21 protein-coding genes and 1 pseudogene are annotated in these 21,846 nt (G+C 69.2%); 12 read left to right on the plus strand and 10 right to left on the minus strand.

Annotated features, from left to right (window positions below; translation table 11 throughout):
- Positions 1-2: 2 nt before the first annotated feature.
- From ACTMTI_RS13520 to ACTMTI_RS13535, 4 genes are all read left to right on the plus strand, one after another.
- Positions 3-1,025, plus strand: a complete 1,023-nt coding sequence (locus ACTMTI_RS13520; protein ID WP_441120630.1) for an MBL fold metallo-hydrolase — start codon at positions 3-5, stop codon at positions 1,023-1,025.
- Between the two features lie 25 nt (positions 1,026-1,050).
- Entirely contained in the window at positions 1,051-1,731 is a 681-nt protein-coding gene (locus ACTMTI_RS13525; RefSeq protein ID WP_441120631.1) for a FadR/GntR family transcriptional regulator, read from the plus strand.
- A 100-nt stretch (positions 1,732-1,831) separates the two neighbouring features.
- Positions 1,832-2,779 carry a DNA polymerase ligase N-terminal domain-containing protein gene (locus ACTMTI_RS13530; protein ID WP_441120632.1) on the plus strand — a complete coding sequence of 316 codons (948 nt, stop codon included), beginning with the start codon at positions 1,832-1,834 and terminating at the stop codon, positions 2,777-2,779.
- Between the two features lie 168 nt (positions 2,780-2,947).
- The gene (locus ACTMTI_RS13535) at positions 2,948-3,403 is read left to right on the plus strand and encodes a GNAT family N-acetyltransferase (RefSeq protein ID WP_441120633.1); all 456 of its coding nucleotides are present in this window, start codon (positions 2,948-2,950) and stop codon (positions 3,401-3,403) included.
- A 5-nt stretch (positions 3,404-3,408) separates the two neighbouring features.
- Here the strand turns inward: ACTMTI_RS13535 and ACTMTI_RS13540 are convergent, their stop codons facing one another.
- From ACTMTI_RS13540 to ACTMTI_RS13570, 7 genes are all read right to left on the minus strand, one after another.
- Positions 3,409-4,341, minus strand: coding sequence for an aldo/keto reductase (locus ACTMTI_RS13540; RefSeq protein ID WP_441120634.1), 933 nt, complete (start codon positions 4,339-4,341; stop codon positions 3,409-3,411).
- Between the two features lie 97 nt (positions 4,342-4,438).
- A complete protein-coding gene (locus ACTMTI_RS13545; protein ID WP_441120635.1) occupies positions 4,439-5,431 on the minus strand; it encodes an ABC transporter permease in 993 nt (330 codons plus the stop codon).
- Positions 5,428-6,909, minus strand: a complete 1,482-nt coding sequence (locus ACTMTI_RS13550; RefSeq protein ID WP_441120636.1) for a sugar ABC transporter ATP-binding protein — start codon at positions 6,907-6,909, stop codon at positions 5,428-5,430. The genes ACTMTI_RS13545 and ACTMTI_RS13550 overlap by 4 nt, the downstream gene beginning before the upstream one ends.
- Entirely contained in the window at positions 6,909-7,937 is a 1,029-nt protein-coding gene (locus ACTMTI_RS13555) for a sugar ABC transporter substrate-binding protein (RefSeq protein WP_441120637.1), read from the minus strand. Before ACTMTI_RS13555 ends, ACTMTI_RS13550 begins: the two co-directional genes overlap by 1 nt.
- A gap of 17 nt (positions 7,938-7,954) precedes the next feature.
- Positions 7,955-8,689, minus strand: coding sequence for an SDR family NAD(P)-dependent oxidoreductase (locus ACTMTI_RS13560; RefSeq protein WP_441120638.1), 735 nt, complete (start codon positions 8,687-8,689; stop codon positions 7,955-7,957).
- Positions 8,690-8,825: 136 nt separating this feature from the next.
- Positions 8,826-10,130 (minus strand): L-fuconate dehydratase, encoded by a 1,305-nt coding sequence (locus tag ACTMTI_RS13565; protein WP_441120639.1) that lies wholly within the window; start codon positions 10,128-10,130, stop codon positions 8,826-8,828.
- Positions 10,127-10,972 carry a fumarylacetoacetate hydrolase family protein gene (locus ACTMTI_RS13570; RefSeq protein WP_441120640.1) on the minus strand — a complete coding sequence of 282 codons (846 nt, stop codon included), beginning with the start codon at positions 10,970-10,972 and terminating at the stop codon, positions 10,127-10,129. The genes ACTMTI_RS13565 and ACTMTI_RS13570 overlap by 4 nt, the downstream gene beginning before the upstream one ends.
- A gap of 344 nt (positions 10,973-11,316) precedes the next feature.
- On the opposite strand from ACTMTI_RS13570, the gene ACTMTI_RS13575 reads away from it, so the two are divergent.
- The gene (locus tag ACTMTI_RS13575) at positions 11,317-12,501 is read left to right on the plus strand and encodes a cytochrome P450 (RefSeq protein ID WP_441120641.1); all 1,185 of its coding nucleotides are present in this window, start codon (positions 11,317-11,319) and stop codon (positions 12,499-12,501) included.
- A 164-nt stretch (positions 12,502-12,665) separates the two neighbouring features.
- Here the strand turns inward: ACTMTI_RS13575 and ACTMTI_RS13580 are convergent.
- Positions 12,666-13,472 (minus strand): annotated as a pseudogene (locus tag ACTMTI_RS13580) (DUF559 domain-containing protein); the annotation flags it as partial.
- 321 nt (positions 13,473-13,793) lie between these two features.
- Positions 13,794-14,849 (minus strand): GDP-mannose 4,6-dehydratase, encoded by a 1,056-nt coding sequence (locus ACTMTI_RS13585; RefSeq protein WP_441120642.1) that lies wholly within the window; start codon positions 14,847-14,849, stop codon positions 13,794-13,796.
- A gap of 307 nt (positions 14,850-15,156) precedes the next feature.
- On the opposite strand from ACTMTI_RS13585, the gene ACTMTI_RS13590 reads away from it, so the two are divergent.
- The 4 genes from ACTMTI_RS13590 to ACTMTI_RS13605 all read left to right on the plus strand — a co-directional run bounded on the left by ACTMTI_RS13590 (position 15,157) and on the right by ACTMTI_RS13605 (position 19,306).
- Positions 15,157-16,395: a glycosyltransferase family 4 protein gene (locus tag ACTMTI_RS13590; RefSeq protein ID WP_441120643.1), complete on the plus strand. Its 1,239-nt coding sequence runs from the start codon at positions 15,157-15,159 to the stop codon at positions 16,393-16,395.
- A gap of 28 nt (positions 16,396-16,423) precedes the next feature.
- The gene (locus ACTMTI_RS13595) at positions 16,424-17,134 is read left to right on the plus strand and encodes a class I SAM-dependent methyltransferase (protein WP_441120644.1); all 711 of its coding nucleotides are present in this window, start codon (positions 16,424-16,426) and stop codon (positions 17,132-17,134) included.
- On the plus strand, positions 17,131-18,198 hold the full coding sequence (locus ACTMTI_RS13600; protein WP_441120645.1) for a prenyltransferase: 1,068 nt from the start codon (positions 17,131-17,133) through the stop codon (positions 18,196-18,198). Before ACTMTI_RS13595 ends, ACTMTI_RS13600 begins: the two co-directional genes overlap by 4 nt.
- Before the next feature lie 112 nt (positions 18,199-18,310).
- On the plus strand, positions 18,311-19,306 hold the full coding sequence (locus tag ACTMTI_RS13605; RefSeq protein WP_441120646.1) for a DUF1702 family protein: 996 nt from the start codon (positions 18,311-18,313) through the stop codon (positions 19,304-19,306).
- A 7-nt stretch (positions 19,307-19,313) separates the two neighbouring features.
- Here ACTMTI_RS13605 and ACTMTI_RS13610 read toward each other — a convergent pair whose 3' ends face one another.
- A complete protein-coding gene (locus tag ACTMTI_RS13610) occupies positions 19,314-19,949 on the minus strand; it encodes a class I SAM-dependent methyltransferase (protein ID WP_441120740.1) in 636 nt (211 codons plus the stop codon).
- An 85-nt stretch (positions 19,950-20,034) separates the two neighbouring features.
- On the opposite strand from ACTMTI_RS13610, the gene ACTMTI_RS13615 reads away from it, so the two are divergent.
- The 3 genes from ACTMTI_RS13615 to ACTMTI_RS13625 are packed head-to-tail and all read left to right on the plus strand — an operon-like array spanning position 20,035 to position 21,805.
- The gene (locus tag ACTMTI_RS13615; RefSeq protein WP_441120647.1) at positions 20,035-20,487 is read left to right on the plus strand and encodes a pyridoxamine 5'-phosphate oxidase family protein; all 453 of its coding nucleotides are present in this window, start codon (positions 20,035-20,037) and stop codon (positions 20,485-20,487) included.
- Positions 20,484-20,675 (plus strand): ferredoxin, encoded by a 192-nt coding sequence (locus ACTMTI_RS13620; RefSeq protein ID WP_345389450.1) that lies wholly within the window; start codon positions 20,484-20,486, stop codon positions 20,673-20,675. Before ACTMTI_RS13615 ends, ACTMTI_RS13620 begins: the two co-directional genes overlap by 4 nt.
- Positions 20,676-20,716: 41 nt before the next feature.
- Positions 20,717-21,805: a Zn-dependent alcohol dehydrogenase gene (locus ACTMTI_RS13625; protein WP_441120648.1), complete on the plus strand. Its 1,089-nt coding sequence runs from the start codon at positions 20,717-20,719 to the stop codon at positions 21,803-21,805.
- The last annotated feature ends 41 nt before the right edge of the window (positions 21,806-21,846 follow it).

The following is a 21,846-nucleotide window of genomic DNA, read 5'->3' on the forward strand; positions in this document are numbered from 1 at the left end:
TCATGAAGACCAGACGCAGGCCGTACGCGCAGCAGCGCCCGCAGGATCTCGGAGGCGGGGTGTGGAGCGTACCGGTGCCGATCCCGGGCAATCCCCTCGGCTACACGCTGGTCTACGCCATCGAGTCGCCTCAGGGACCCGTGCTGGTCGACGCCGGCTGGAACCACCCGGAGGCGTGGGAGGCGCTCAGCGGCGGGCTGGCGGCGCTCGGGATCGACGTGAGCACGGTGAGCGGGGTGGTCGTCACCCATTTCCATCCCGACCACGCCGGTCTCGCGGGCCAGGTCAGGGAGGCGTCCGGCGGCTGGATCGCCATGCACGAAAACGATGCGGCGCTGGTCAGGCTGATGCTGGAATTCGCGGCCGGCGAGCATGACGCCTTCCAGTCCGACATGCTCCGGCGGGCCGGCGCCGATCCCGGCGAGGTGCGCCAGGCGATCGGCAACCGTCCGGCGCCGCCCGCCATGCCGGACCGCGAGCTGCGCCACGGCGACCTGGTGGACCTGCCGGGGCGCAAGCTGCGGGCGGTGCACACGCCCGGCCACACCCCCGGCCACATCTGCCTGCACCTGGAGGACGCCGACCGGCTCTTCACCGGCGACCACGTGTTGCCCGACATCACCCCCCACGTCGGCATTTATCCCTACGACCGGGACGATGTCGATCCGTTGGGGGACTTCCTGGAGTCCTTGGACCGGGTCCGCGCGCTCGGCCCTCTCGATGCGCTGCCAGCACATGAGTGGATATTTCCGGATGTGGCAGCGCGGGCCGCCGAGATCCGCCACCATCACGAGGAGAAGCTCGTACGGCTGCGCGCCCTCATGGTCCAGCGGCCGGAACCGCTGACCATCTGGGAGGTCGCCGCGATGATGACGTGGAACAGGCCATGGGAGGACCTGTCCCCCATGCTCAGGGGCATGGCGGCCGGCGAGGCCGCGGCCCATCTGCGCACCCTGGAGGCCAGAGGCCAAGTCCGCCGCCTCCTGGGGGTCGATCCGGTCCGGTTCCAGGCCCTAGACTCCTAGACATCCGATGTCTAGGGAGAAGAGCGTGGCGGTCACCGACGCGGCCATCGACAAGATCAAAGAAATGATCGTCTCGGGCGAGCTGGCCCCTGGCGACCGTTTGCCCAAGGAGGCGGACCTCGCCGAGCGGCTCGGCCTGTCGCGCAACTCGCTGCGCGAGGCCGTACGCGCGCTGTCCCTGATCAACGTGCTGGACGTGCGGCAGGGCGACGGCACGTACGTCACGAGCCTGGAGCCGCGGCTGCTCCTCGACACCATGTCGTTCGTCCTCGATCTGCACCGCGACGACACGGTGATCCAGTTCTTCGAGGTGCGCAGGATCCTGGAGCCGGCCGCGACGGCGCTGGCGACCGAGCTGATGAGCGACGAGGAGGTCGAGGAGCTGCGGGTGATCCTGGAGTCGCTGCCCGCCGAGCCCACGGTCGAGGAGCTGGTGGCCAACGACCTGCGCTTCCACCAGCGGATCGCGCAGGGGTCGGGCAACAGCGTGCTTTGCTCGTTCATCGAGAGCCTGTCAGGTCCGACCACTCGGGCCCGGATCTGGCGCGGGCTCACGCAGGAGGGCGCGATGGACAAGACCCGCGAGCAGCACACCGCGATCTACGAGGCCATCGCCGCCCGCCAGCCCGACGTCGCCCGCTCCTGGGCGACCGTGCACGTGGCGGGCGTGGAGTCGTGGCTGCGCAAGGCCCTGGAGCTGGACTGATTCACCAGGGGTAGGTGCCGCCCAGCTCGCTGCGGAAAACGCCGCTCGGCGCGGCGGTTGCGGGCACGTGTCTTGCGGGCTTCTGGGTAGAACCGGGGACGTGGCGGACAAACTTCAGCGATACCGAAGCAAGCGCGACCCCACCCGAACCCCCGAACCCGTCCCGGCCGAACCCCCGACGCCGGCGGAGGGCAACGCGTTCGTCATCCAGGAGCACCACGCCCGCTCGCTGCACTGGGACCTGCGCCTGGAACGCGACGGCGTCCTGGTCTCCTGGGCCGTCCCCAAGGGCCTGCCCGCCGACCCGGACACCAACCACCTGGCCGTGCAGACCGAGGACCACCCGATGGAGTACCTCACCTTCCACGGGGAGATCCCCAAGGGCGAGTACGGCGGCGGCACCATGACGGTCTGGGACACCGGCACGTACGAGACGGAGAAGTGGTCGGACCGCGAGGTCAAGGTCGTCCTGCACGGCGAGCGCGCCTCCGGCCGGTTCGTGCTGTTCCAGACGCGGGGCAAGAACTGGATGATCCACCGCATGGACGCCCCGGTCCACGAGCCGTTCCCGTCGGTCGAGCCCATGCTCCCGACCGAGCGGGCCAAGCCGCCCAAGGACGCCTCCGCGTACGCGTTCGAGTTCGCGTGGGGCGGGCGCCGCCTCCTGGTCCCCATCTACGGCGGCCGCACCGACGCCGCCCGGGAACACCCGTGGCTGCGGTCGCTGGCGGAGTCGTTCGGCAGCCGGTCGGCACTGCTGGACGGGGAGGTCGCCACGCTCGGGGGCGCGGAGATCCTGGTGTTCTACGACCTCCTCTACGACGACGGGCACGCGCTGGTCGAGGAGCCTTTCACGGTGCGGCGGGCGGCACTGGAGGCGCTGGGGCTGGCCGGCGCCCGCTGGCAGACGGCGCCGTCCTGGCCGGGCGAGGCGGGGCCGGTGCGGCAGGCGGCCCGCGAACAGGGACTGCCGGGGATCGTCGCCAAACGCCTGGACTCACCGTACGAGCCGGGCCTGTCCAAGTCGTGGCTGTTCATCCCATCATGATCTAACTGATCCCCCATGGCGTTGCGACCAGATCACCACGGACCTCGCCACCGAACAACCACGATCATGGCGACCGAATCACCACAGGGGACGGTCGCACGTGCCATGCACAGGTGCGTGCCATGCCCGTCGGCGCCTTTGAGAAGTCGGTTGAGGGATACTCGTCCGGTGCTGATTACCGAAATATCGCCGGCCGACGATCCGCTCGGGTCCGAGCTGCTGGCCCTGCAGCAGGCCGCGTACGCGATCGAGGCGCAGATCATTGGGGACGATCGCATCCCGCCCTTGCACGAGAGCCTGGCCGACCTGCGGGCTCAGCCACTGCTGTGGCTCGGTGCGGTGGACGAGGACGGGCGGCTGGTGGGGGCCGTGGCGTGGGAGGAGACGGCCGCCGAGGTGGACGTCAACCGGCTGGTCGTGCATCCCGGCGCGCTGCGGCGCGGGATCGGACGGGCCCTGGTGAAGGAAGTGCTGGTCAGGGCCGGGACGCGGCGGATCGTGGTGTCCACGGGGCGCGACAACGCGCCCGCGCGCACGCTGTACGAGCGGCTGGGGTTCGCGTTGCTCGGCGAGGCCGAGGTGATCCCCGGCCTGTGGATCGCCAACTACGCGCTCCCGGCCTGAGACGCCTACGACGCCGGCGAGAGCAAGCCTTCCGACTCCAGCTCCTCCCACAGGTTCTCGGGAACCGGCCGTGACCACAGGGCGGCGTTGGCGGTGACCTCCTCGGGCGCGCGGGCGCCCAGGACGATGGAGGCGACCGCCGGGTGACGCAACGGGAAGGCCATGGCCGCCTGCGGCAGGGAGACGCCGTGGCGCTCGCAGATCCCGGCGATCTTGGTGGCCCGGTCCACGAGCGGCGCCGGCGCCGGCTGGTAGTCGTACGTGCCGGCCGGTTTGGGCGTGGCCAGGATGCCGCTGTTGAAGACGCCGGCCGCCAGCACCTTGACGCCGCGTTCCGCGCACGCGTCCAGCAGCGGCGAACCCGACTGGTCGAGCAGCGTGTAGCGGCCCGCGAGCATGACGACGTCGATGTCGGTCTCCTGGACGAAGCGCAGCGGCACCTGCCACTGGTTCATGCCGAGGCCGATCGCCTGCACCACGCCCTGGGCACGCAGCTCGGCCAGCGCCGGGTACGCCGCCGCGAGCGCCTGCTCCACATGCTCGTCCGGGTCGTGGATGAGCGCGACGTCGACGGCCGGCAGGCCCAGCCGCACCAGGGAATCCTCCAGCGACCTGCGTACGCCGTCGCGCGAGAAGTCCCACGCGCGCTCCAGCTCCGCCGGCACGTCGAAGCCCTCGCCGTCGCGCCCGCCGCCCGACGACGAGGGCACCAGCAGGCGGCCGACCTTCGTCGACAGGACGTAGCCCGAGCGGCCGGCCAGCGCCGCTCCGAGGCGACGCTCCGACAGGCCGAGCCCGTAGTGCGGCGCGGTGTCGAACAGGCGCACGCCGCTCTCCCATGCCGCGTCGATGGTCGCGCGGGCCTGCTCCTCCGGCACCTCCTGGAACAGATTGCCGATCGGGGCGCCGCCGAACCCGTAGCGGGGCAGCTCGATCACGCCGCACCACCCGCACGCAGCCACACCACTCCACCCGCGCGCAGCCACACCGCACCGCCCGCAGGCAGCCACGCCGCGCCTCGAAGCCGTCGTTCCATCAGTCTTGTGCCTTTCCGCCGGCGATCCGGCTGATCATCAGCGCCACCAGGATGATGGACCCGTAGATCACCGGCTGCCAGAAACCGGAGACGCCGATCAGCGTGAGGATGTTCTGCACGAGGCCGATCACCAGCACGCCGGTGAGCGCGCCGAGGATCGTGCCCTTGCCGCCGTCCATGCTGACCCCGCCGATGACGGCCGCGGCGAACACCATGAAGATCCAGCCGACACCCTGGTTGTTGCCGATCGCGCCGAGCCGGCCGGTCTCCAGGATCCCGGCCAGCGCCGCCAGCGTCCCACCCAGGATGAACACGCCATACAGCACCCGGTCCACCCGGATGCCGGCGGCGCGGGCAGCGTCGATGTTGCCGCCGATCGCGTAGAGCGCGCGGCCGAGCCGGAGGTAGCCCAGGCCGAAGATGCCCGCCGCGAACAGCAGCCCCGCGATCCAGATGGCCGCGGGCAACCCGAGCCACGTGGCGCTGCCCAGGTAGAGAATCGAGTCGGGGAGCTGGAACAGCGTCTTGCCCTCCGTCGGCCCCTGCAGGAGGCCGTGCACGATGATCAGCATGGCCAGAGTGACGATGAAGGCCGAGAGCTGGAACCTGATGATCAGGAAGCCGTTGAAGGCGCCGATGGCAGCTCCGATCAGCAGGGCGAGCGGGATCGCCAGCGCGCCGGGCAGCACGATGCCGAAGCCGCCCGCCGACACCGGGATCACCAGCATCACCGCGATGGCCGGGGCGGTGCCGACCGTCGACTCCAGGGAGAGGTCGAACTTGCCGGCGATCAGGATCATGGCTTCGGCCAGCACGAGGAGCGAGATCGCCGCCTGCTGCTGGAGCACGTTGGTCAGGTTGCCCACGGTCAGGAACGTCGGGTCCAGGAGCGCGCCCACGACGAGCAGGAGCACGATCACCGGCACCAGCGTCAGGTCACGGAGCCTCGCCGGCCGCACCCGAAGGACGGGCGCCGTCATAGTGGTGGTCACTCTTCTATGCCCTCCATCACGGCCACGAGCTCGTGGTCCGTCCAGCCACGCGGCACGTCCATGACGACCTTGCCGTGGAACATCACCATCACCCGATCGCAGATCCGCAGGTCGTCGAGCTCGTCGGAGACCACCACGGCCCCCGCGCCCCGCTCGACCGCGTCCTCGACGGCGCCGAGCAGGGCCTGCTTGGCCTTGACGTCGACGCCGGCGGTCGGGTTGATCACGACCAGCACCGTCGGATCGTCCACGAGAGCTCGCGCGAACACGACCTTCTGCGCGTTTCCCCCGGACAGGTCGCCGACCGGCTGATCAGGTCCTTCGGTCTTGATATCCAGACTGTCGATCATCTGCTGGGCCTTGGCCCGGCGCCGGAGCGGCGACACGACGCCGTAGCGCCCCAGCTTGCGAGCGATCGGGAACGTCGCGTTCTCCCCCACCGACAGCAGCGGGACGAAGCCCTCGTGGTGCCGGTCCTCGGGCACGAACCCGAGCCCCGCCCTCATGGCGGCAGGCACGTCACCCGGCCGCACGCGCGTGCCGTTGACCGTGACCGTGCCCGAATCGGCCTTGCGCAGCCCGACCAGGGTCTCGGCCAGGCCGACCTTGCCGCTGCTCGCAGAGCCGGCCAGGCCGACGACCTCGCCCGATCTAACGGAAATGTCAACGTTGGCGTAGCGACCCGCCAGCGACAGGCCCTCGCCCGACAGCACCACCCTGTCGCCGGTGGTACGCGAGCGCGACTCGTACGCGGCCGTGGCCTCGCCCGTCATCGCGGCGACCAGCTCGTCGTGCGGCAGGTCGGCGACCTGCTTGGTCAGGACGTGCCGGGCGTCGCGGAAGACCGTGACGCTCTGGCAGATCTCGTAGACCTCGTCGAGGTGGTGGGAGATGTACATCATCGTGACGCCCTGCTCGCGCAGCGAGCGCATGCGGGCGAACAACCGCTCGATGGCCGGCCCGTCCAGCCGGGCGGTGGGCTCGTCGAGGATGATGAACCTGGCCCCGAACGACAGCGCCCTGGCGATCTCCACGAGCTGCCGCTGCTCCACGCTCAGGTCCCCGGCCAGCGCCTCCGGGTCCACGTCCACCTCGTACGTGTCCAGCAGCTCCCGCGCCCTGACCCGCAGCGCCCGCCAGTTGATCGGGCCCGCCTTGTCCGTCTGGCGGTTGAGGAAGAGGTTCTCCGCGACCGTCAGCGCCGGAATGATCGTGGACTTCTGGTAGACGCAGGCGACGCGCTGCCGCCAGGCGTCGCGGTCGGCAAGGGCGGGTGCCGCCTCTCCGGAGAACAGCACCTCGCCCTCGTCCGGCCGCTGGAGCCCGGTGAGGATCGACACCAGGGTGGACTTCCCTGCGCCGTTCCTGCCGACGAGCGCGTGGGTCTCACCCTCGGCGATCGCGATCTTCGCGCCGTTGAGCGCGATGGTCGGACCGAAGCGCTTGACGACATTTCGGGCTTCAACGTGAATGTTCATCACTTGACCTGGTTACCCCAGAGGGCCTTGTCGTCCACGTTGTCCTTGGTCACCAGCGGCGCGGGGAGCTGGTCCTCAAGGCCGTTCGGGAGCTGGATGATGGTGCTGTCGTGGTCCGTCGGGCCGGGCTTGAACGTCTTGCCCTCCAAGGCCGCCTTTGCGTAGGAGAGCGCGTACTTGGCGTAGAGGTCGGCCGGCTGCGACACCGTGGCGTCGATCTCGCCCTTGCGGATCGCCTCGAACTCCTGGGGGATCCCGTCGTTGGAGACGACGAAGACGTGTTTGGGGTCGGCGGTCGGGAGGAGCAGCCCCTTCTGCTTGAGCACCTGAAGCGTCGGAGCCAGGTGGACGCCGCCGGCGTGCATGTAAATGCCCTTGATGTCAGGGTTCTGCTCCAGGCGGGTCTGCAGCATGGACGCGGCCTTGCTGCCCTCCCACTCGGTCGGCTCACTGAACACCGTGATCCCGGGGAACTTGGACTTCATGCACTCCAGGAAGGCCTCCGACCTGTCGCGGCCGTTGATCGAGCTGAGCGCGCCCTGGAGCTGCACGACCTTGCCCTTGCCGCCGAGCTTCTCACCGAGAAACTCGCACGCCTTGGTGCCGTACGCGCGGTTGTCGGCGCGTACGACCATGTAGACCTTGCCCTTGTCCGGCCGGGTGTCGACGGTCACGACGGGGATCTTCTTGTTCTCGAGCTGCTGCAGCGTGTTGGCGATGGCGCCGGTGTCCTGCGGGGCCATGACGATCACCTTGGCACCCTGGCCGACCAGCGCCTGCACGTTGTTGACCAGCTTGGCCACGTCGTTCTGCGAGTTTGTGGCGGGCATGAGGTCCACCTTGAGCTCGCCGGCCATCTGGGGGACGTATTTGATGTAGGAGTTCCAGAAGTCGGAGTCGGCCCGCGGGTGATCGATGCCGACCTTTCCGCCTCCGCCGCCGCCTCCAGCTTCCGTCGACGTCCCTGAACCGCATGCGGTGACGACTGCCAAGATAGCCGCGGCCGCGGCCGCCCGTCCGAACTTCATGGGGGGGGTTACCTTTCCTAGTTGAGTGGCCGGAGCCTGAGCCCCTGCATGCCACCGTCGACCGCAAGCGCGGTCCCGGTGGTCGCACCGGCCTCGGGGCTGACGAGATAGGCGATCGCCGCGGCGACTTCCTCGGCGCTGACCAGGCGGCCCATCGGCTGCCTGGCGTTGAGTGCGGCCCGTTCCGCCTCGGGGTCCGGGGCGGAGTCGAGGAGCCTGGTGACCCACGGGGTGTCCGCGGTGCCGGGGTTGACGCAATTGACCCGGATGCCCTCGTGGATATGATCCGCGGCCATCGCGAGCGTCAGTGACAGCACCGCTCCCTTCGTCGCGCTGTAGAGCGCCCGCTTGGGCAGCCCTGCCGTGGCCGCGATCGAGCAGGTGTTGACGATGGCGGCGTGCTCGGACCTCCTGAGGTACGGCAGCGCCGCCCGTGCGACCCGGACCATGCCGAGCACATTGACGTCGAACACCTTGAGCCATTCGGCGTCCGGGTTGTCCTCGACGGTCCCCTGGGCTCCGATGCCCGCGTTGTTGACGACCACGTCGATGCCACCCATGCGCTCGGCGGCCTCGGCCACCGCGGCGCGCACGCTGGCGTCGTCGCTGACGTCCGTCTTGATGCCGATGAACGGCTCGCCCGGCGGGTTGAGGTCGAAGCAGGCGACCGTCATGCCGCGCTCGTGGAGCAGGGTGGCCGCGGCCAGGCCGATGCCTGAGCCGCCCCCGGTCACGATCGCTTTGAGACTCACGTGTCCCTCCCGGCCTCGTGACCGCGCACGCGCGCCGTCCAGATCTCGACCGCTGGACCGCTCACGCGCCCACGCCGGGCCCCGATGGCCTCATGCCTCCTACGTCTCCGCAGGGGGACCTTGATCGCTTGACGGCTCATGCGCCGGCCCTCCAGATCTCGCCGCCGGGGAAGGTGTGGGCGGCGATCGACTCGGCGTGCATCTCGGCGCTGAAGCCGGGCGCGGACGGGGCGACGTACCGGCCGTTCCTGATGACCACTGGGTCGGTGAAGTGCTCGTGCAGGTGGTCGACGTATTCGATGACGCGGTCGTCCATGGTGCCGGTGATCGCCACGTAGTCGAACATCGACAGGTGCTGCACCAGCTCGCACAGCCCCACGCCGCCCGCGTGCGGGCACACCGGGACGCCGAACTTGGCCGCGAGCAGCAAGATCGCGATATTCTCGTTGACCCCGCCGACGCGGGCCGAGTCGATCTGCAGGTAGGAGATCGCGTTGGCCTGCAGGAGCTGCTTGAACACGATGCGGTTCTGCACGTGCTCTCCGGTGGCCACCGGGATGGGGTCGATGCCCCTGGCGATGGCGGCGTGACCGAGCATGTCGTCCGGGCTGGTCGGCTCCTCGACCCAGTGCGGGTGGAACTCCGCCAACGCGTTGACCCACTCGATGGCCGAGCCGACGTCCCACCGCTGGTTGGCGTCGATCGCGATCGGATAGTCGGGCCCGCAGACCTCGCGGGCCACCCGGAAGCGCCGCCGGTCGTCGTCGAGGTCGGCGCCCACCTTGAGCTTGATCTGCCCGAACCCCTGGTCGAGCGCTTCCTTGCAGAGCCGCCGCAGCTTCTCGTCGTCGTACCCGAGCCACCCCGGGGAGGTCGTGTACGCGGGGTAGCCGACCTCGATGAGGTGATTGATCCGATCTTCCTTGCCCTTTTCGGCGGTCCGCAAGATCTGGAGGGCTTCGCCGGGCGTCAGCGCGTCGCTCAGGTAGCGGAAGTCGATGAGATCGACGATCTCCTCGGGAGACATCTCCGACAGCAGCCGCCACACCGGCTTGCCCGCCCGCTTGGCCTTCAGGTCCCACAGGGCGTTGACCACGGCGGAGATCGCCATGTGCATGACGCCCTTCTCCGGCCCCAGCCACCGCAACTGCGAGTCGTTGATCATGTCCTTGTAGACGGCGCCGAGGTCCTCGACGTCCCTGCCGATCACGTAACGTTCCAGCGCGCTGATCGCGATCGTCTGGATGTCGTTCCCTCGCCCGATCGTGAACGCGAACCCGTGCCCCTCGAACCCGTCGTCGGTCTTGAGCACGACATAGGCCGCGGAGTAGTCGGGATCCGGATTCATGGCGTCGGAGCCGTCGAGGTCTCGCGACGTCGGAAACCGGACGTCGTGCGTTTCCATCCCAACGATCCGGTATGCCTGCTCTGGAGTCGTCATGCCTGCCCCACCGTCTGCCGCTGCCGCCCGAGCCCCACGATCTCCAGCTCCATCACGTCACCGGCCCGTAGGTAGGGCTGCCCCGGCATGCCCATGGCCACCCCGGCCGGCGTACCCGTGTTGATCACGTCACCGGGCTCCAGCACCATGAACTGGCTGAGATAGCGCACGATCTCCGCGACATCGAAGACCATGTTCTTGGTGTCGCCGTCCTGGCGCAGCTCACCGTTCACCCATAGGCGCAAGGGCAGGCTCTGCGGGTCGCCGACCTCGTCCGCGGTCACCAGCCAGGGACCGAAGGGGTTGAACGTCTCACACGACTTGCCCTTGTCCCACTGCCCACCGCGTTCGAGCTGGAACTCGCGCTCGGAGACGTCATTGGAGATCGCGTACCCGGCGATCACGCCGAGAGCCTCCTCCCGGCTGCTCAGGTAGCGGGCCTCCTGGCCTATGACGACGGCCAGCTCCACCTCCCAGTCCGTCTTCACGCTGCCGCGCGGCACGAGCACCTCGTCGTACGGACCGATCATGGTGTTGCCGGCCTTCATGAACACGACCGGCTCGGCCGGCAGCTCCAAACCGGACTCGGCGGCGTGGTCGCTGTAGTTCAGGCCGATGCAGACGATCTTGCCTGGACGCGCGATGGGGGCGCCGATCCGCAGCCCCTCTGCGTCGACGACGGGCAGGTCGCCGCGCTCGAGCGCCTCGCGGACGCGCGCCACTCCCCCGGAGGCGAGAAAAGCCCCGTCGATCTCGGGCTCTCCGATATCGCGCAGCTTACCGGCGTCGTCCAGGACAACCGGTCGCTCCCGCCCGACAGGTCCTACTCGCAGCAGCTTCACACCGCATCCTTCACATATACATCGGATGTCTCGTTTCCCGATGCTCGTGCGGCCGGACGGGGTGTGTCAAGTGCGCTGAGAGGGAAACATCCGATCCGTGACCTGGAGAGACTCTTGCCCTGGCAACGATGGGCTGTGAACCCGTTTTACCGGCCCGTTGGCCGCGTTCACACCGCCGAAATTCCGCCGGAGTGAAGACATCGGAGGTCGAGCCCGATAGCGAGCCGTCCCCTTTACGGCCGTACAGTGTCTCCTTGACGGCCGTACAGTGCCGTAATAGAACACGTTTCAGCAGGCTCTATCGTGCTGACGTCGCCGAGCGCTTGATCAAGAGGGTGAACCACGTGCACATCGACCTCGTCGACAGGGACCGATACGCGACCACTGGACCTCCGCACGACCAGCTCGCCTGGCTGCGCGCGAACTCCCCCGTCCACCGGCACGGGGGCGAGCCCGGATTCTGGGCCGTCACCCGCTATGAGGACGTCGTCCACGTCTCGCGCCATTCCGACCTGTTCTCCTCTCACCGGAAGCTCGCCCTCTTCGAAGATCTGTCGGAGGAACAGATCGCCCTCCAGCGGCTCATGATGCTCAACCAGGACCCGCCGGAGCACACGCGGCGGCGTTCGCTGGTCAACCGGGGCTTCACCCCGCGCACCATCAGAGCCCTCGAACAGCACATCCGCGACATCTGCGACGACCTCCTCGACAAGTGCACGGGCGAGATCGACTTCGTCACCGAGGTCGCCGCGCCCCTGCCCCTCTACGTGATCTGCGAGCTGCTCGGCGCGCCCGTGTCCGACCGCGACAAGGTGTTCAACTGGTCGAACCGCATGATCGGCGCCCAGGACCCCGACTACGCCTCCTCCCCCGAGGAGGGCTCGGCCGCCGCCATGGAGGTCTACGCCTACGCCAACCAGCTCGCGGCCAAGCGCAGGGCCAACCCGCAGAACGACATCGTCACCAAGCTCCTGCAGCCCGACGAGAACGGCGAGACGCTCGACGAGAACGAGTTCGACCTCTTCGTCCTCCTCCTGGTCGTGGCGGGTAACGAAACGACCCGCAACGCGGCCTCCGGCGGCATGCTCGCCCTCTTCGAGCACCCGGACCAGTGGAACCGCCTGGTCGCCGACCCCACGCTGGCCCAGACGGCCGCCGACGAGATCGTCCGCTGGGTCTCCCCCGTGAACCTCTTCCGCCGCACCGCTACGGCGGACCAGGTCCTGGGCGGGCAGCCGATCAAGGCCGACGACAAGGTCGTCGTCTTCTACGCCTCCGCCAACCGCGACACCACCGTCTTCCCCGACGCCGACGTCTTCGACATCGGCCGCAGCCCCAACCCGCACATCGGCTTCGGGGGCGGCGGCGCCCACTTCTGCCTCGGCAACCACCTGGCCAAGCTGGAGCTACGCATCCTGTTCGAACAACTGGCCCGCCGCCGCCCCCGCCTCCGCCAGTCAGGCCCGGCGCGCCGCCTCCGCTCCAACTTCATCAACGGCATCAAGGAACTGCCCGTCACCGTCGGCTGACGCGTCCGCATGCCGGCCGCCGGCGCATGATCGGGCGGCGGACTCCAGCCGCATAGCCTGAAGCGGTAGCGGCGGCGGGCCGCGCGGATGCGGCGCAGGATGCGGGTCGTGCCCTCGGGGCCGGGTTGCCAGCCGCGCTCGATCAAAGCGTCGGCCACATGGTGGAGGAGGTCGGCGATCTGGCCAGGGATGACGTCTCTCCGGACGGCGATCACCCGCCAGCCTCGCCGTCGTAGCTCCTCCCGGCGATCGGTGTCGCGTTGCTGGTCGGTGGTGGAGGTGTGGTGGTCCTGGCCGTCGTACTCGACCGCGACCTTGAACTCCTCCCAGCCCAGGTCGAGATAGGCGTATCGGTCCTCGCCCAGCTCGACCCTGATCTGGGTGGTGGGCCTGGGCAGGCCGCCCTCCACGAGGATGACCCTGAGCCGGCTCTCCCTGGGGGAGGCGGCTCCCCGGTCCGCCAGGCTGAGGGTGTCGCGCAGGCGCCAGGTATTGAGCGGACGATGCCACAACGCTTCGAGATCGACACCCTTGCGGGCGAACTGATCGAGGATCGCCACGCCCTCCATGCGCGGCAGCCAGCGGGCGCAGTCGAGGGCGGTGCATTCCATGGTGGTGATCCGGACGCCCTTGTGCTCGGTGACGTCCTCGTCCGGCAGGGACGCCACGTAGGTGACGCAGCCGGGGATCGCCAGGTGGCTGGGGGCGGTCAGCTCGATGGGCCAGTCGGCCTCTGGGGTGGGCAGGATGTTGAGGCCCCAGACGTACGCGGCCGTCTGGCGGCATGCGACGGCCTGCGGAACTGCACGGGTGATGCGCCTGGCGCGCTCGATCAAAGAGGGGGAAACGGCGGGTGTTCCGCCACCACCCACCAAGCCGCCGTCCATCGAGCCGCCGGAAGGCCCCATAGCGGCGGTGCCGGCAAGGAGAGCGCCTGAGGGCGAAAGCGCGGTGCGGTGTTGTCGGTTCATGGCGCCAAGGGTGCATCAGGGCGGCAGCGCGACATCGGGCCGAATAGGGTTCTGTGGACGAGGATGGATTGTCCACAGGGCGCTCGCGTCCTGCGGCGCACTTCTCAGGCGCCGAGCCCCGACCCTCAGGCCCGGGCTCGGCATGAGACGGCAGCGGCTGCTAGCCCTCGATGAGCCGGCCAAGCCAAAGCCACGGAGCCGGTGCCCGTGCGCGCCGTAACGGCGGCGCGCCACTGACCGGTCAGCGGCCGTTTCCCTGGACAGGCGCGAGCCAGCAGCGGCGGGTGGCCGACCACGGCAACGCGTAAAGAAAGAAAAAATCTAAGGCCAGGAACTGTCCTGATCCGGGTCGCCGCCGTTGGTGAGGAGGCGGAGGTCGGAGTCGACCATCATGGCGACGAGTTCGTCGAAGGACACGATCGGCTCCCACCCCAGCTGCGTACGTGCCTTCTTCGGGTCGGCGCACAGCAGGTCCACCTCGGCCGGCCGGTGCAGGCTCTGGTCGGTGACCACGTACCGCTCCCAGTCCAGCCCCGCCGCCGTGAACGCCGCCTCCACCAGCTCCCTGACCGATTTCATCCGCCCGGTGCCGATCACGTAGTCCTCGGGGGTGGCGGCCTGCAGCATCAGGTGCATGGCCTTGACGTAGTCCCCCGCGAACCCCCAGTCCCGCCGCGCCTCCAGGTTGCCCAGCCGCAGCTCCGTGGCCAGCCCCAGCTTGATCCTGGCCACGCCGAGCGTCACCTTCCTGGTGACGAACTCGGCGCCCCGGCGCGGCGACTCGTGGTTGAACAGGATCCCGGAGACGGCGTGCATCCCGTACGACTCGCGGTAGTTCTGGGTGAGGAAGTGCCCATAGGCCTTGGCCACCCCGTACGGCGAGCGCGGGTGGAAGGCGGTGCGCTCCGTCTGCGGGGTCTCACTGACCTGGCCGAACATCTCGGAGGAGGAAGCCTGATAAAAGCGGATCTGCCCGGGAGCAATCCCAGAAGAACCAGCCCCGGAAGAGCCGGCAGAGGCTCCCCGCGAGACGCCCGAGCACACCCGGATCGCCTCCAGCATGCGCAGCACGCCCATCCCGGTCACCTCGGCCGTGAGCTCGGCCTGCTCCCATGACATGGGGACGAACGAGATCGCGCCCAGGTTGTACACCTCGTCCGGCTGAACCCGTTCCACCGCCGAGATCAGCGACCCTTGATCCAGCAGGTCACCGCGCACCACCTGGACGTCGGAGAGCAGTTTGCGCATCCGGGAGACGCGCGGGTTCGCCTGCCCGCGGGCCAGCCCCCACACCTCGTACCCCTGCTCAAGCAGGTGCTCCGCCAAATAGGAACCGTCCTGGCCGGTGATGCCGGTGATCAGAGCGCGCCTGGCCAAGAGGTCCTCCAACGATCGCGTCCCGCGTCCCTTTGGGACGGGAATGTACAGCTAAGCGCCTGGAAACAGCATCAAGCCAAGTAGAACGCGTTCCACCGAACCACGCTCGGTTACGGCAACGTCGCAGTTCGCACGGCCTGTGGAAGCGATTGTGAACAATTCCAGACGAGCTACCGAATGGTAGCCTTCTCGGACTAAGGTCATCTTTCACGGTACACGCCTTCTCAGAGGGCCTACCGGCAGAGAAGGCAGGGCCCTACCGGCGGAGAAAGGGGTGTCCGTGGGGGAGCAAGCGCCAGGGGCTTCCATGCAGGAGCGGCCGCTGCGGGTCGCGCTGCTGTCGTACCGCAGCAAGCCCACCTGCGGGGGCCAGGGCGTCTATCTCCGCCACGTGAGCCGCGAGCTGGTCGCGCTCGGCCACCATGTCGAGGTCTTCTCCGGCCAGCCCTATCCAGAGCTGGACGAGGGCGTCATCCTGCGCGAGGTGCCCAGCCTCGACCTCTACCGCGACGAGGACCCGTTCAGAACGCCCAAGCTGGGCGAATACCGGGACTGGATCGACTGGCTCGAGGTCGGCACCATGTGGACGGCCGGGTTCCCGGAGCCGCTGACGTTCACGCTGCGCGCCTACCGGGAGCTGAAGAAGCGGGTCGGCGACTTCGACGTCGTCCAGGACAACCAGACCCTGGGATACGGCCTGCTGGGCATCCAGAAGCTGTTCCCCGTGGTCGGCACCATCCACCACCCGATCAGCGTGGACCGGCGCATCGAGCTCGAGGCCGCCACCGGCGCGAAGAGGCTGACCATGCGCCGCTGGTACGGGTTCGTGAAGATGCAGTCCCGGGTCGCGCCCCGGCTGAGTCCCATCCTGACCGTCAGCGAGTCGTCGCTGGCCGACATCCACCGCGACTTCAACGTCCCCCAGGCCAACATGCGGCTGATCCCGCTCGGCGTCGACACCCGCTACTTCCACCCGCGCCCGGACAAGCCCAAGCGCAAGGGGTCGATCGTGGCGGTCGCCAGCGCCGACTCCCCCATGAAGGGCGTCGCGACGCTGCTGCGCGCCGTGGCGAAGCTGGCCACCGAACGCGACGTACACCTCACCGTCGTCAGCAAGCCCACTCCCGGCGGCCCGACCGAGCAGCTCGTCCAGGAGCTGTCACTGCAGGACCGGGTGCGTTTCGTGCACGGCATCTCCGACGAGGAGCTGGGCGAGCTGATCGCCACCTCGGAGATCTCGGTCGTGCCGTCGCTGTACGAGGGGTTCTCGCTGCCCGCCGTCGAGCACATGGCCTGCGGGACGCCCCTGGTGGCCAGCCGTACGGGCGCGCTGCCCGAGGTCGTCGGCGACGCGGCCGTCCAGGTCCCGCCCGGCGACGCCGAGGAGCTGGCCGCGGTGCTGCGCCGCCTGCACGACTCCCCCGAGGAGCGCGAGCGGGTGGGCCAGGCCGGATACGACCGCGTCATGGAGCGCTACACCTGGCACGTCGTGGCCAAGAAGACCGTCGAGGCCTACCGCGAGGCCATCGCGGCCCGCAAGCGCTGACCACAAGATCACAAGGAGAAAGCGACCAGTGCTGACCGTGGATTTCGCCCGGCTTCCCGTCGGCCCCGGCGTACGCGTGCTCGACCTGGGCTGCGGTGGCGGCAGGCACGCCTTCGAGGTGCTGCGCCGCGGGGCGGACGTGATCGCGTTCGACATGGACCAGTCGGAGCTGGACGGCGTGGCGGCCATGTTCGCGGCGATGGACAAGGCGGGCGAGGTGCCGCCGGAGGCCACCGGGGAGATCGTCCAGGGCACGGCGCTCGACATGCCCTTCGAGGACGGCAGCTTCGACCGGGTCATCGCGGCCGAGGTCCTGGAGCACATCCCGGACGACATGGCCGCCATGCGGGAGATCTTCCGCGTGCTCAAACCCGGCGGCACGGCCGCGATCACCGTGCCGAGCTTCCTGCCCGAACGGATCTGCTGGGCGCTGGACGAGGACTACCACACCGCCCCCGGCGGACATGTCCGGATCTATACGCTGGCCGAGCTGTCGGCCAAGCTGAAGTCCACCGGCTTCGAGATCGGCCCCCACCACCACGCCCATGGGCTGCACGCACCGTACTGGTGGATCAAGTGCGCGGTCGGCGTCAACAACGACGACCATCCGATCGCGAAGGCGTACCACGAGCTGCTGGTCTGGGACATCATGAAGCGCCCGGCCGCGACCAGGATCGCCGAAGCCGTGCTCAACCCGATCATCGGCAAGAGCGTGGTCCTCTACGTCAGGAAGCCATGATCTCCCGCGCGGAGGTCATGCAGACGGCCGCGAGCATCGCGGCGATACAGCAGCCCGACGGCGGCGTCCCCTGGCCCGGGGGACACGTCGACGCCTGGAACCACGTCGAGTGCCTGATGGCGATGTCCGTCGCGGGCCTGGAGGAGCCGGTACGCCGCGGCTACGCCTGGCTGGCCCGCCACCAGCGCCCCGACGGCTCCTGGCCGATGAAGCTGGTCGACGGCGTGCCCACGGAGCTGGGCGGCGAGACCAACCACGCCGCCTACGTCGCCGCCGGCCTCTGGCACCACCACCTCGTCACCGGCGACCAGGCCTTCACCGAGGAGCGCTGGCCGATGGTCAAGGCCGCGCTCGACTTCGTGGCGGGTCTGCAGACCGAGCGGGGCGAGATCGTCTGGGAACGGGACGCCCAGGGCCGGGCGGCGGCGTACGCGCTGCTCACCGGCTGCTCGTCCATCCACCAGGGGCTGCGCTGCGGCGTGCGGCTGGCGGAGCATCTGGGTGACCCGCAGCCGCACTGGGAACTGGCCGCGGACCGGCTGGCGCACGTCCTGTCGGCGCATCCCGAGGCGTTCGCCGACAAGAGCCGCTTCTCGATGGACTGGTACTACCCGGTGCTCGGCGGCGCGGTGCGCGGGCGGCAGGCGGCCGAGTTGCTGGACCGGGAGTGGGCCACTTTCGTGGTGCCGGGGCTGGGCATCAGGTGCGTGTCCGACCAGCCGTGGGTGACCGGGGCCGAGACGTGCGAGCTGGTGCTGGCGCTCGACGCGATGGGAGACCGGGAGCGGGCGGTGGCGCTGTTCACGGACATGCAGCACCTGCGGCACGAGGACGGCTCGTACTGGACGGGCTGGCAGTTCGCCAACCGCAAGCACTTCCCGCACGAGCGCTCGGGCTACACGGCCGCCGCCGTCGTCCTGGCGGCGGACGCGCTGCTGGAGCTCTCCGGCGGGTCAGGGCTGTTCCGCGACGTGGCGGAGACGTCGGTGTTCGACCCGGACGTCTGCGGGTGCGCGGCCGTCTACACGGGCGGAGCCGAGGAACTGCAGGGCGAGGAGCACTGACGGCAAGGGCTTTTGCGGGTTCTTTGCCAGGCAAATCCGGTGTGCCGCCGAGGACAGGCGCAATGGGCTCACTAGTTTCGTAGTGGCCGTACGAGGCGTCTTCGGGGGAAGCGTGGGCGACACGGGCACAACATCGTTCTTGGACCAGGCTGGGACCCAGCCGACACTCACCCCGGCGAAGGGGCTGCGGAGGTTCCTGGCGAAGGATCCGCTGGAGTCCGATCTTGGCCGGCGAAGGTTCCGGCTCAAAACCGGAGCGTCTCGGGCAGTCTTCATCAATGCCGAAAAGTCGTATGTTTTCGGCTACAATGCGGTGCTGTCCAAGCAAGTGGAGAAGGTTGAGGAGATCCCGGCCGAGCAGCGGCCCTTCGGCTACGAAGGCGCGGCCGCAGCCTGCACCGTGCTGGATCTCCTCACATTGACCCGGGGCCGGCGCCTTCACGAGCTACTGGCCGGCCCCGCTCAACACCACCGCCACGCCGCCTACATGGGGGCCGGCCGCGGGTACGCGCTGCTGCGCCTGCGGCCCGTACGCGGCGCGCGGCAGGCGCATCCGCTGCTGCGGTGGCTGGCGGTGGACGGGTTCGGCTTCCAGTGGAGCCTGACCAGGGCCGATCGGATGGTGGGCGAACGGACCATGCCCGACCTGCTCACCAGGGCCCACTGCGCGGTGTTCGACCAGGGGCTGGGGCGGCTGCTGTGGTATCACGACTGCGCCACTCCCGACGACGTCGCCGCCAGGATCGCGGGCTATCCGGCCGGACGGCGCGGCGACCTGTGGAGCGGGGTCGGGTTCGCGGCCGCGTACACGGGCGGGGCCGAGGCCGACGAGCTGTGGTGGCTGGCTGATCACGCGGGGGCCGACGGGTTCCGTGGTCATCTGGCGCAGGGATGCGCGTTCGCCGTGGCCGCGCGGCTGCGGTCCGGGGCACTGCCGGATCACGCGGCGCATGCCGTGCCGATCCTGACGGGAGCCGAGCCCGATGAGGCGGCGGCCTGGACGGACCGGGCGCTCATCGCGCTCGGGCACGAGGCCCACACGCACGACGACTTCCGGTCCTGGCAGGCCCAGACCCGCCATTCCTGGGCCCGCAGGCACCGCGCCTAGGACGGCTTCATGAGCCTTGGTGGGGCTTGGTCCGTTCGAGCACGCGCAGCGAGCCCTCCACCGCGACGTCCTTGAACGCGCCAGACTCCAGTGCGCGCTGATAGACCCGGTATGGCGCCTGCCCCCCGTGCGCCGGATCCGGGTAGATGTCGTGGAACACCAGCGCCCCGCCCACCACGACATGCGGCGCCCAGCCCTCGTAGTCGCGGGTGACCGGCCCCTCGGAGTGCCCGCCGTCGATGAACAGCATGCCGAGCGGCGTGTGCCACAGCTTGGCCACCTGCTCGGAGCGACCGACGATGGCGATCACCTCCTCTTCCAGCCCCGCCGCGGCGATCGTCGCCCGGAAGGTCGGCAGCGAGTCCATCTTCCCGAACCGGAAGTCCATGAGGGTCGGGTCGTGGTGCGCCCACCCCGGCTGGATCTCCTCCGAGCCGCGGTGGTGGTCCACGGTGACGACCACGGACCCGGCCTGTCTGGCGGCCGCGCCGAGATAGATCGTGGACTTGCCGCAGTAGGTGCCGATCTCACAGATGGGCCCGCGCCGGCCGTATTGCCGAGCCGCCTCGAACAGCGCCAGCCCTTCGTTGTCCGGCATGAACCCCTTGGCGTGCTTAGCTGCGTAGAGCAGCTCAGACGGCATCGTCATGAGGATCCACTCTAACCCAACCGAACAACATTCCGGGGAGCTCTTGCAGCGCTCTTCTGAAACCTGTTCTACTTGGCACGTGAATCAGCGCGCTCGCATCGCGATGTCGGACGAGGACGTGGCCGCCTTCCTGGAGAGCTCGAACAAGCTGCAGCTGGCGACCATCAACCCCGACGGCACGGCGCACCTGGTGACGATGTTCTACGGGCTGGTCGACGCCAGGATCGCCTTCTGGACCTACCGCAAGGCGCAGAAGGCCCACAACCTGGCGCGCGACCCCCGGGTGAGCTGCCTGATCGAGGCGGGAGAGGCGTACGACGAGCTGCGCGGCGTCCTGGTGTACGGCAAGGCCGAGCGAGTGGACGACCCGGACCAGGTCATGGACATCGGCATGACGGTCGCCCGCAGGATGACTCCGGACGTACCGGACGATCTTCTGCGCCCTTACGTCGAGCAGACCGGGCAAAAGCGGGTTGCGTACGTCGTCGAGAGCACCAAAGTGGTCTCATGGGACCACAGGAGGCTCAGATGAAGGTCAAGGTAGACGAACTGGTCTGCGAGGCCAACGCCGTGTGCATGGGGCTCGCGCCGGAGGTGTTCGAGGTCGACGACGACGACCAGCTGCACATCCTGCTTCCCGAACCGCCCCCCGAGTTGCAGGACCGGGTCCGTCACGCGGTCAGGTCCTGCCCCAAAGCCGCCCTGTCCATCGAGGACTAGCCCTCGGCGGACCAGCTTTCGAGCCGGAGGAGGAACCCCCCATGCGCGCCGCGATCCTGCACGCCGTAGGCAACGACAAGCTCGACATCCGCGACGATGTCGCCCTGGCGCCGGTCGGACCGGCGGACGTACGGGTCCGGATCAGAGCCACGGGTGTCTGCCACTCGGACCTGTCGGCCATATCCGGCGTGCTGCCGCAGCCCGTCCCGCTCGTCCCCGGCCACGAGGGCGCGGGCGAGATCGTGGAGGTGGGCGAGCACGTCACCTCCCTCCAGCCGGGCGACCACGTCGTGATCAACTGGCGGCCGGCCTGCCAGGAGTGCGATCTGTGCCTGGGCGGCCAGCCGTACCTGTGCCTGAAGTTCGTGATCGAGTCCTTCAGCAAGGGCAACTTCCGGTTCGGGGGCGATGGGGCGACGGCGTTCGGGCTGGCGGGCTGCGGCACCTGGGCCGAGGAGATCGTCGTCCCGTGGCAGGGCGCGATCAAGATCGACCCGGAGGTCTCGTGGGAGGCGGCGGCCCTGATCGGCTGCGGCATCACCACCGGTGTGGGCGCAGCGATCAACACCGCGAAAGTGCGCCCCGGCTCCACGGCCGCGGTGATCGGCTGCGGCGGCGTCGGCCTGTCGGTCATCCAGGGCGCCCGCGTCTCGGGCGCCAGGGTGATCCTCGCGGTCGATCCGCTGGAATCCAAGCACGCGCTGGCCAAGAAGGTAGGGGCGACGCACGCCGTGACGCCGGAGCAGGTGCCGAACGCGGTCAACGAGCTCACCGGCGGCTCCGGCTTCGACTACGGCTTCGAGGTGGTCGGCAAGGCGGCCACGATCCAGAGCGCCTGGCAGATCACGCGGCAGGGCGGCGACGTGATCGTGGTCGGCGCGGGAGCGGCGGACGACATGGTGTCGATCTCGGCGTTCAGCCTGCTGTTCGAGGGCAAGAACCTGCTGTCCAGCGTGTACGGCGAAGCGGACGTGCGCCACGACTTCCCCTACTTCGCCAAGCTCCACAAGGCCGGCCAGCTCGACCTCGAATCGATGATCAGCGCCCGCATCCGCCTCGGCGACCTGAACGACGCGGTCGAGGCCCTCCGGAACGGCGAGGTGCTGCGCCAGATCGTCCTCATGGACTGACGGCCGGCAGAAGCCTGACCTTACGCCGGGCGCCGCCCTGG

The organism is Nonomuraea sp. H19 (assembly GCF_052068215.1).
Classification (GTDB): Bacteria; Actinomycetota; Actinomycetes; order Streptosporangiales; family Streptosporangiaceae; genus Nonomuraea.

Coding starts and splice junctions, on each gene's coding strand:
- ACTMTI_RS13555 (WP_441120637.1), bottom strand. CDS start 7,937: ATGAAGTTCGGACGGGCGGCCGCGGCCGCGGCTATCTTGGCAGTCGTC.
- ACTMTI_RS13550 (WP_441120636.1), bottom strand. CDS start 6,909: ATGAACATTCACGTTGAAGCCCGAAATGTCGTCAAGCGCTTCGGTCCG.
- ACTMTI_RS13610 (WP_441120740.1), bottom strand. CDS start 19,949: ATGCCGTCTGAGCTGCTCTACGCAGCTAAGCACGCCAAGGGGTTCATG.
- ACTMTI_RS13590 (WP_441120643.1), top strand. CDS start 15,157: ATGCAGGAGCGGCCGCTGCGGGTCGCGCTGCTGTCGTACCGCAGCAAG.
- ACTMTI_RS13620 (WP_345389450.1), top strand. CDS start 20,484: ATGAAGGTCAAGGTAGACGAACTGGTCTGCGAGGCCAACGCCGTGTGC.
- ACTMTI_RS13625 (WP_441120648.1), top strand. CDS start 20,717: ATGCGCGCCGCGATCCTGCACGCCGTAGGCAACGACAAGCTCGACATC.
- ACTMTI_RS13600 (WP_441120645.1), top strand. CDS start 17,131: ATGATCTCCCGCGCGGAGGTCATGCAGACGGCCGCGAGCATCGCGGCG.
- ACTMTI_RS13565 (WP_441120639.1), bottom strand. CDS start 10,130: ATGACGACTCCAGAGCAGGCATACCGGATCGTTGGGATGGAAACGCAC.
- ACTMTI_RS13520 (WP_441120630.1), top strand. CDS start 3: ATGAAGACCAGACGCAGGCCGTACGCGCAGCAGCGCCCGCAGGATCTC.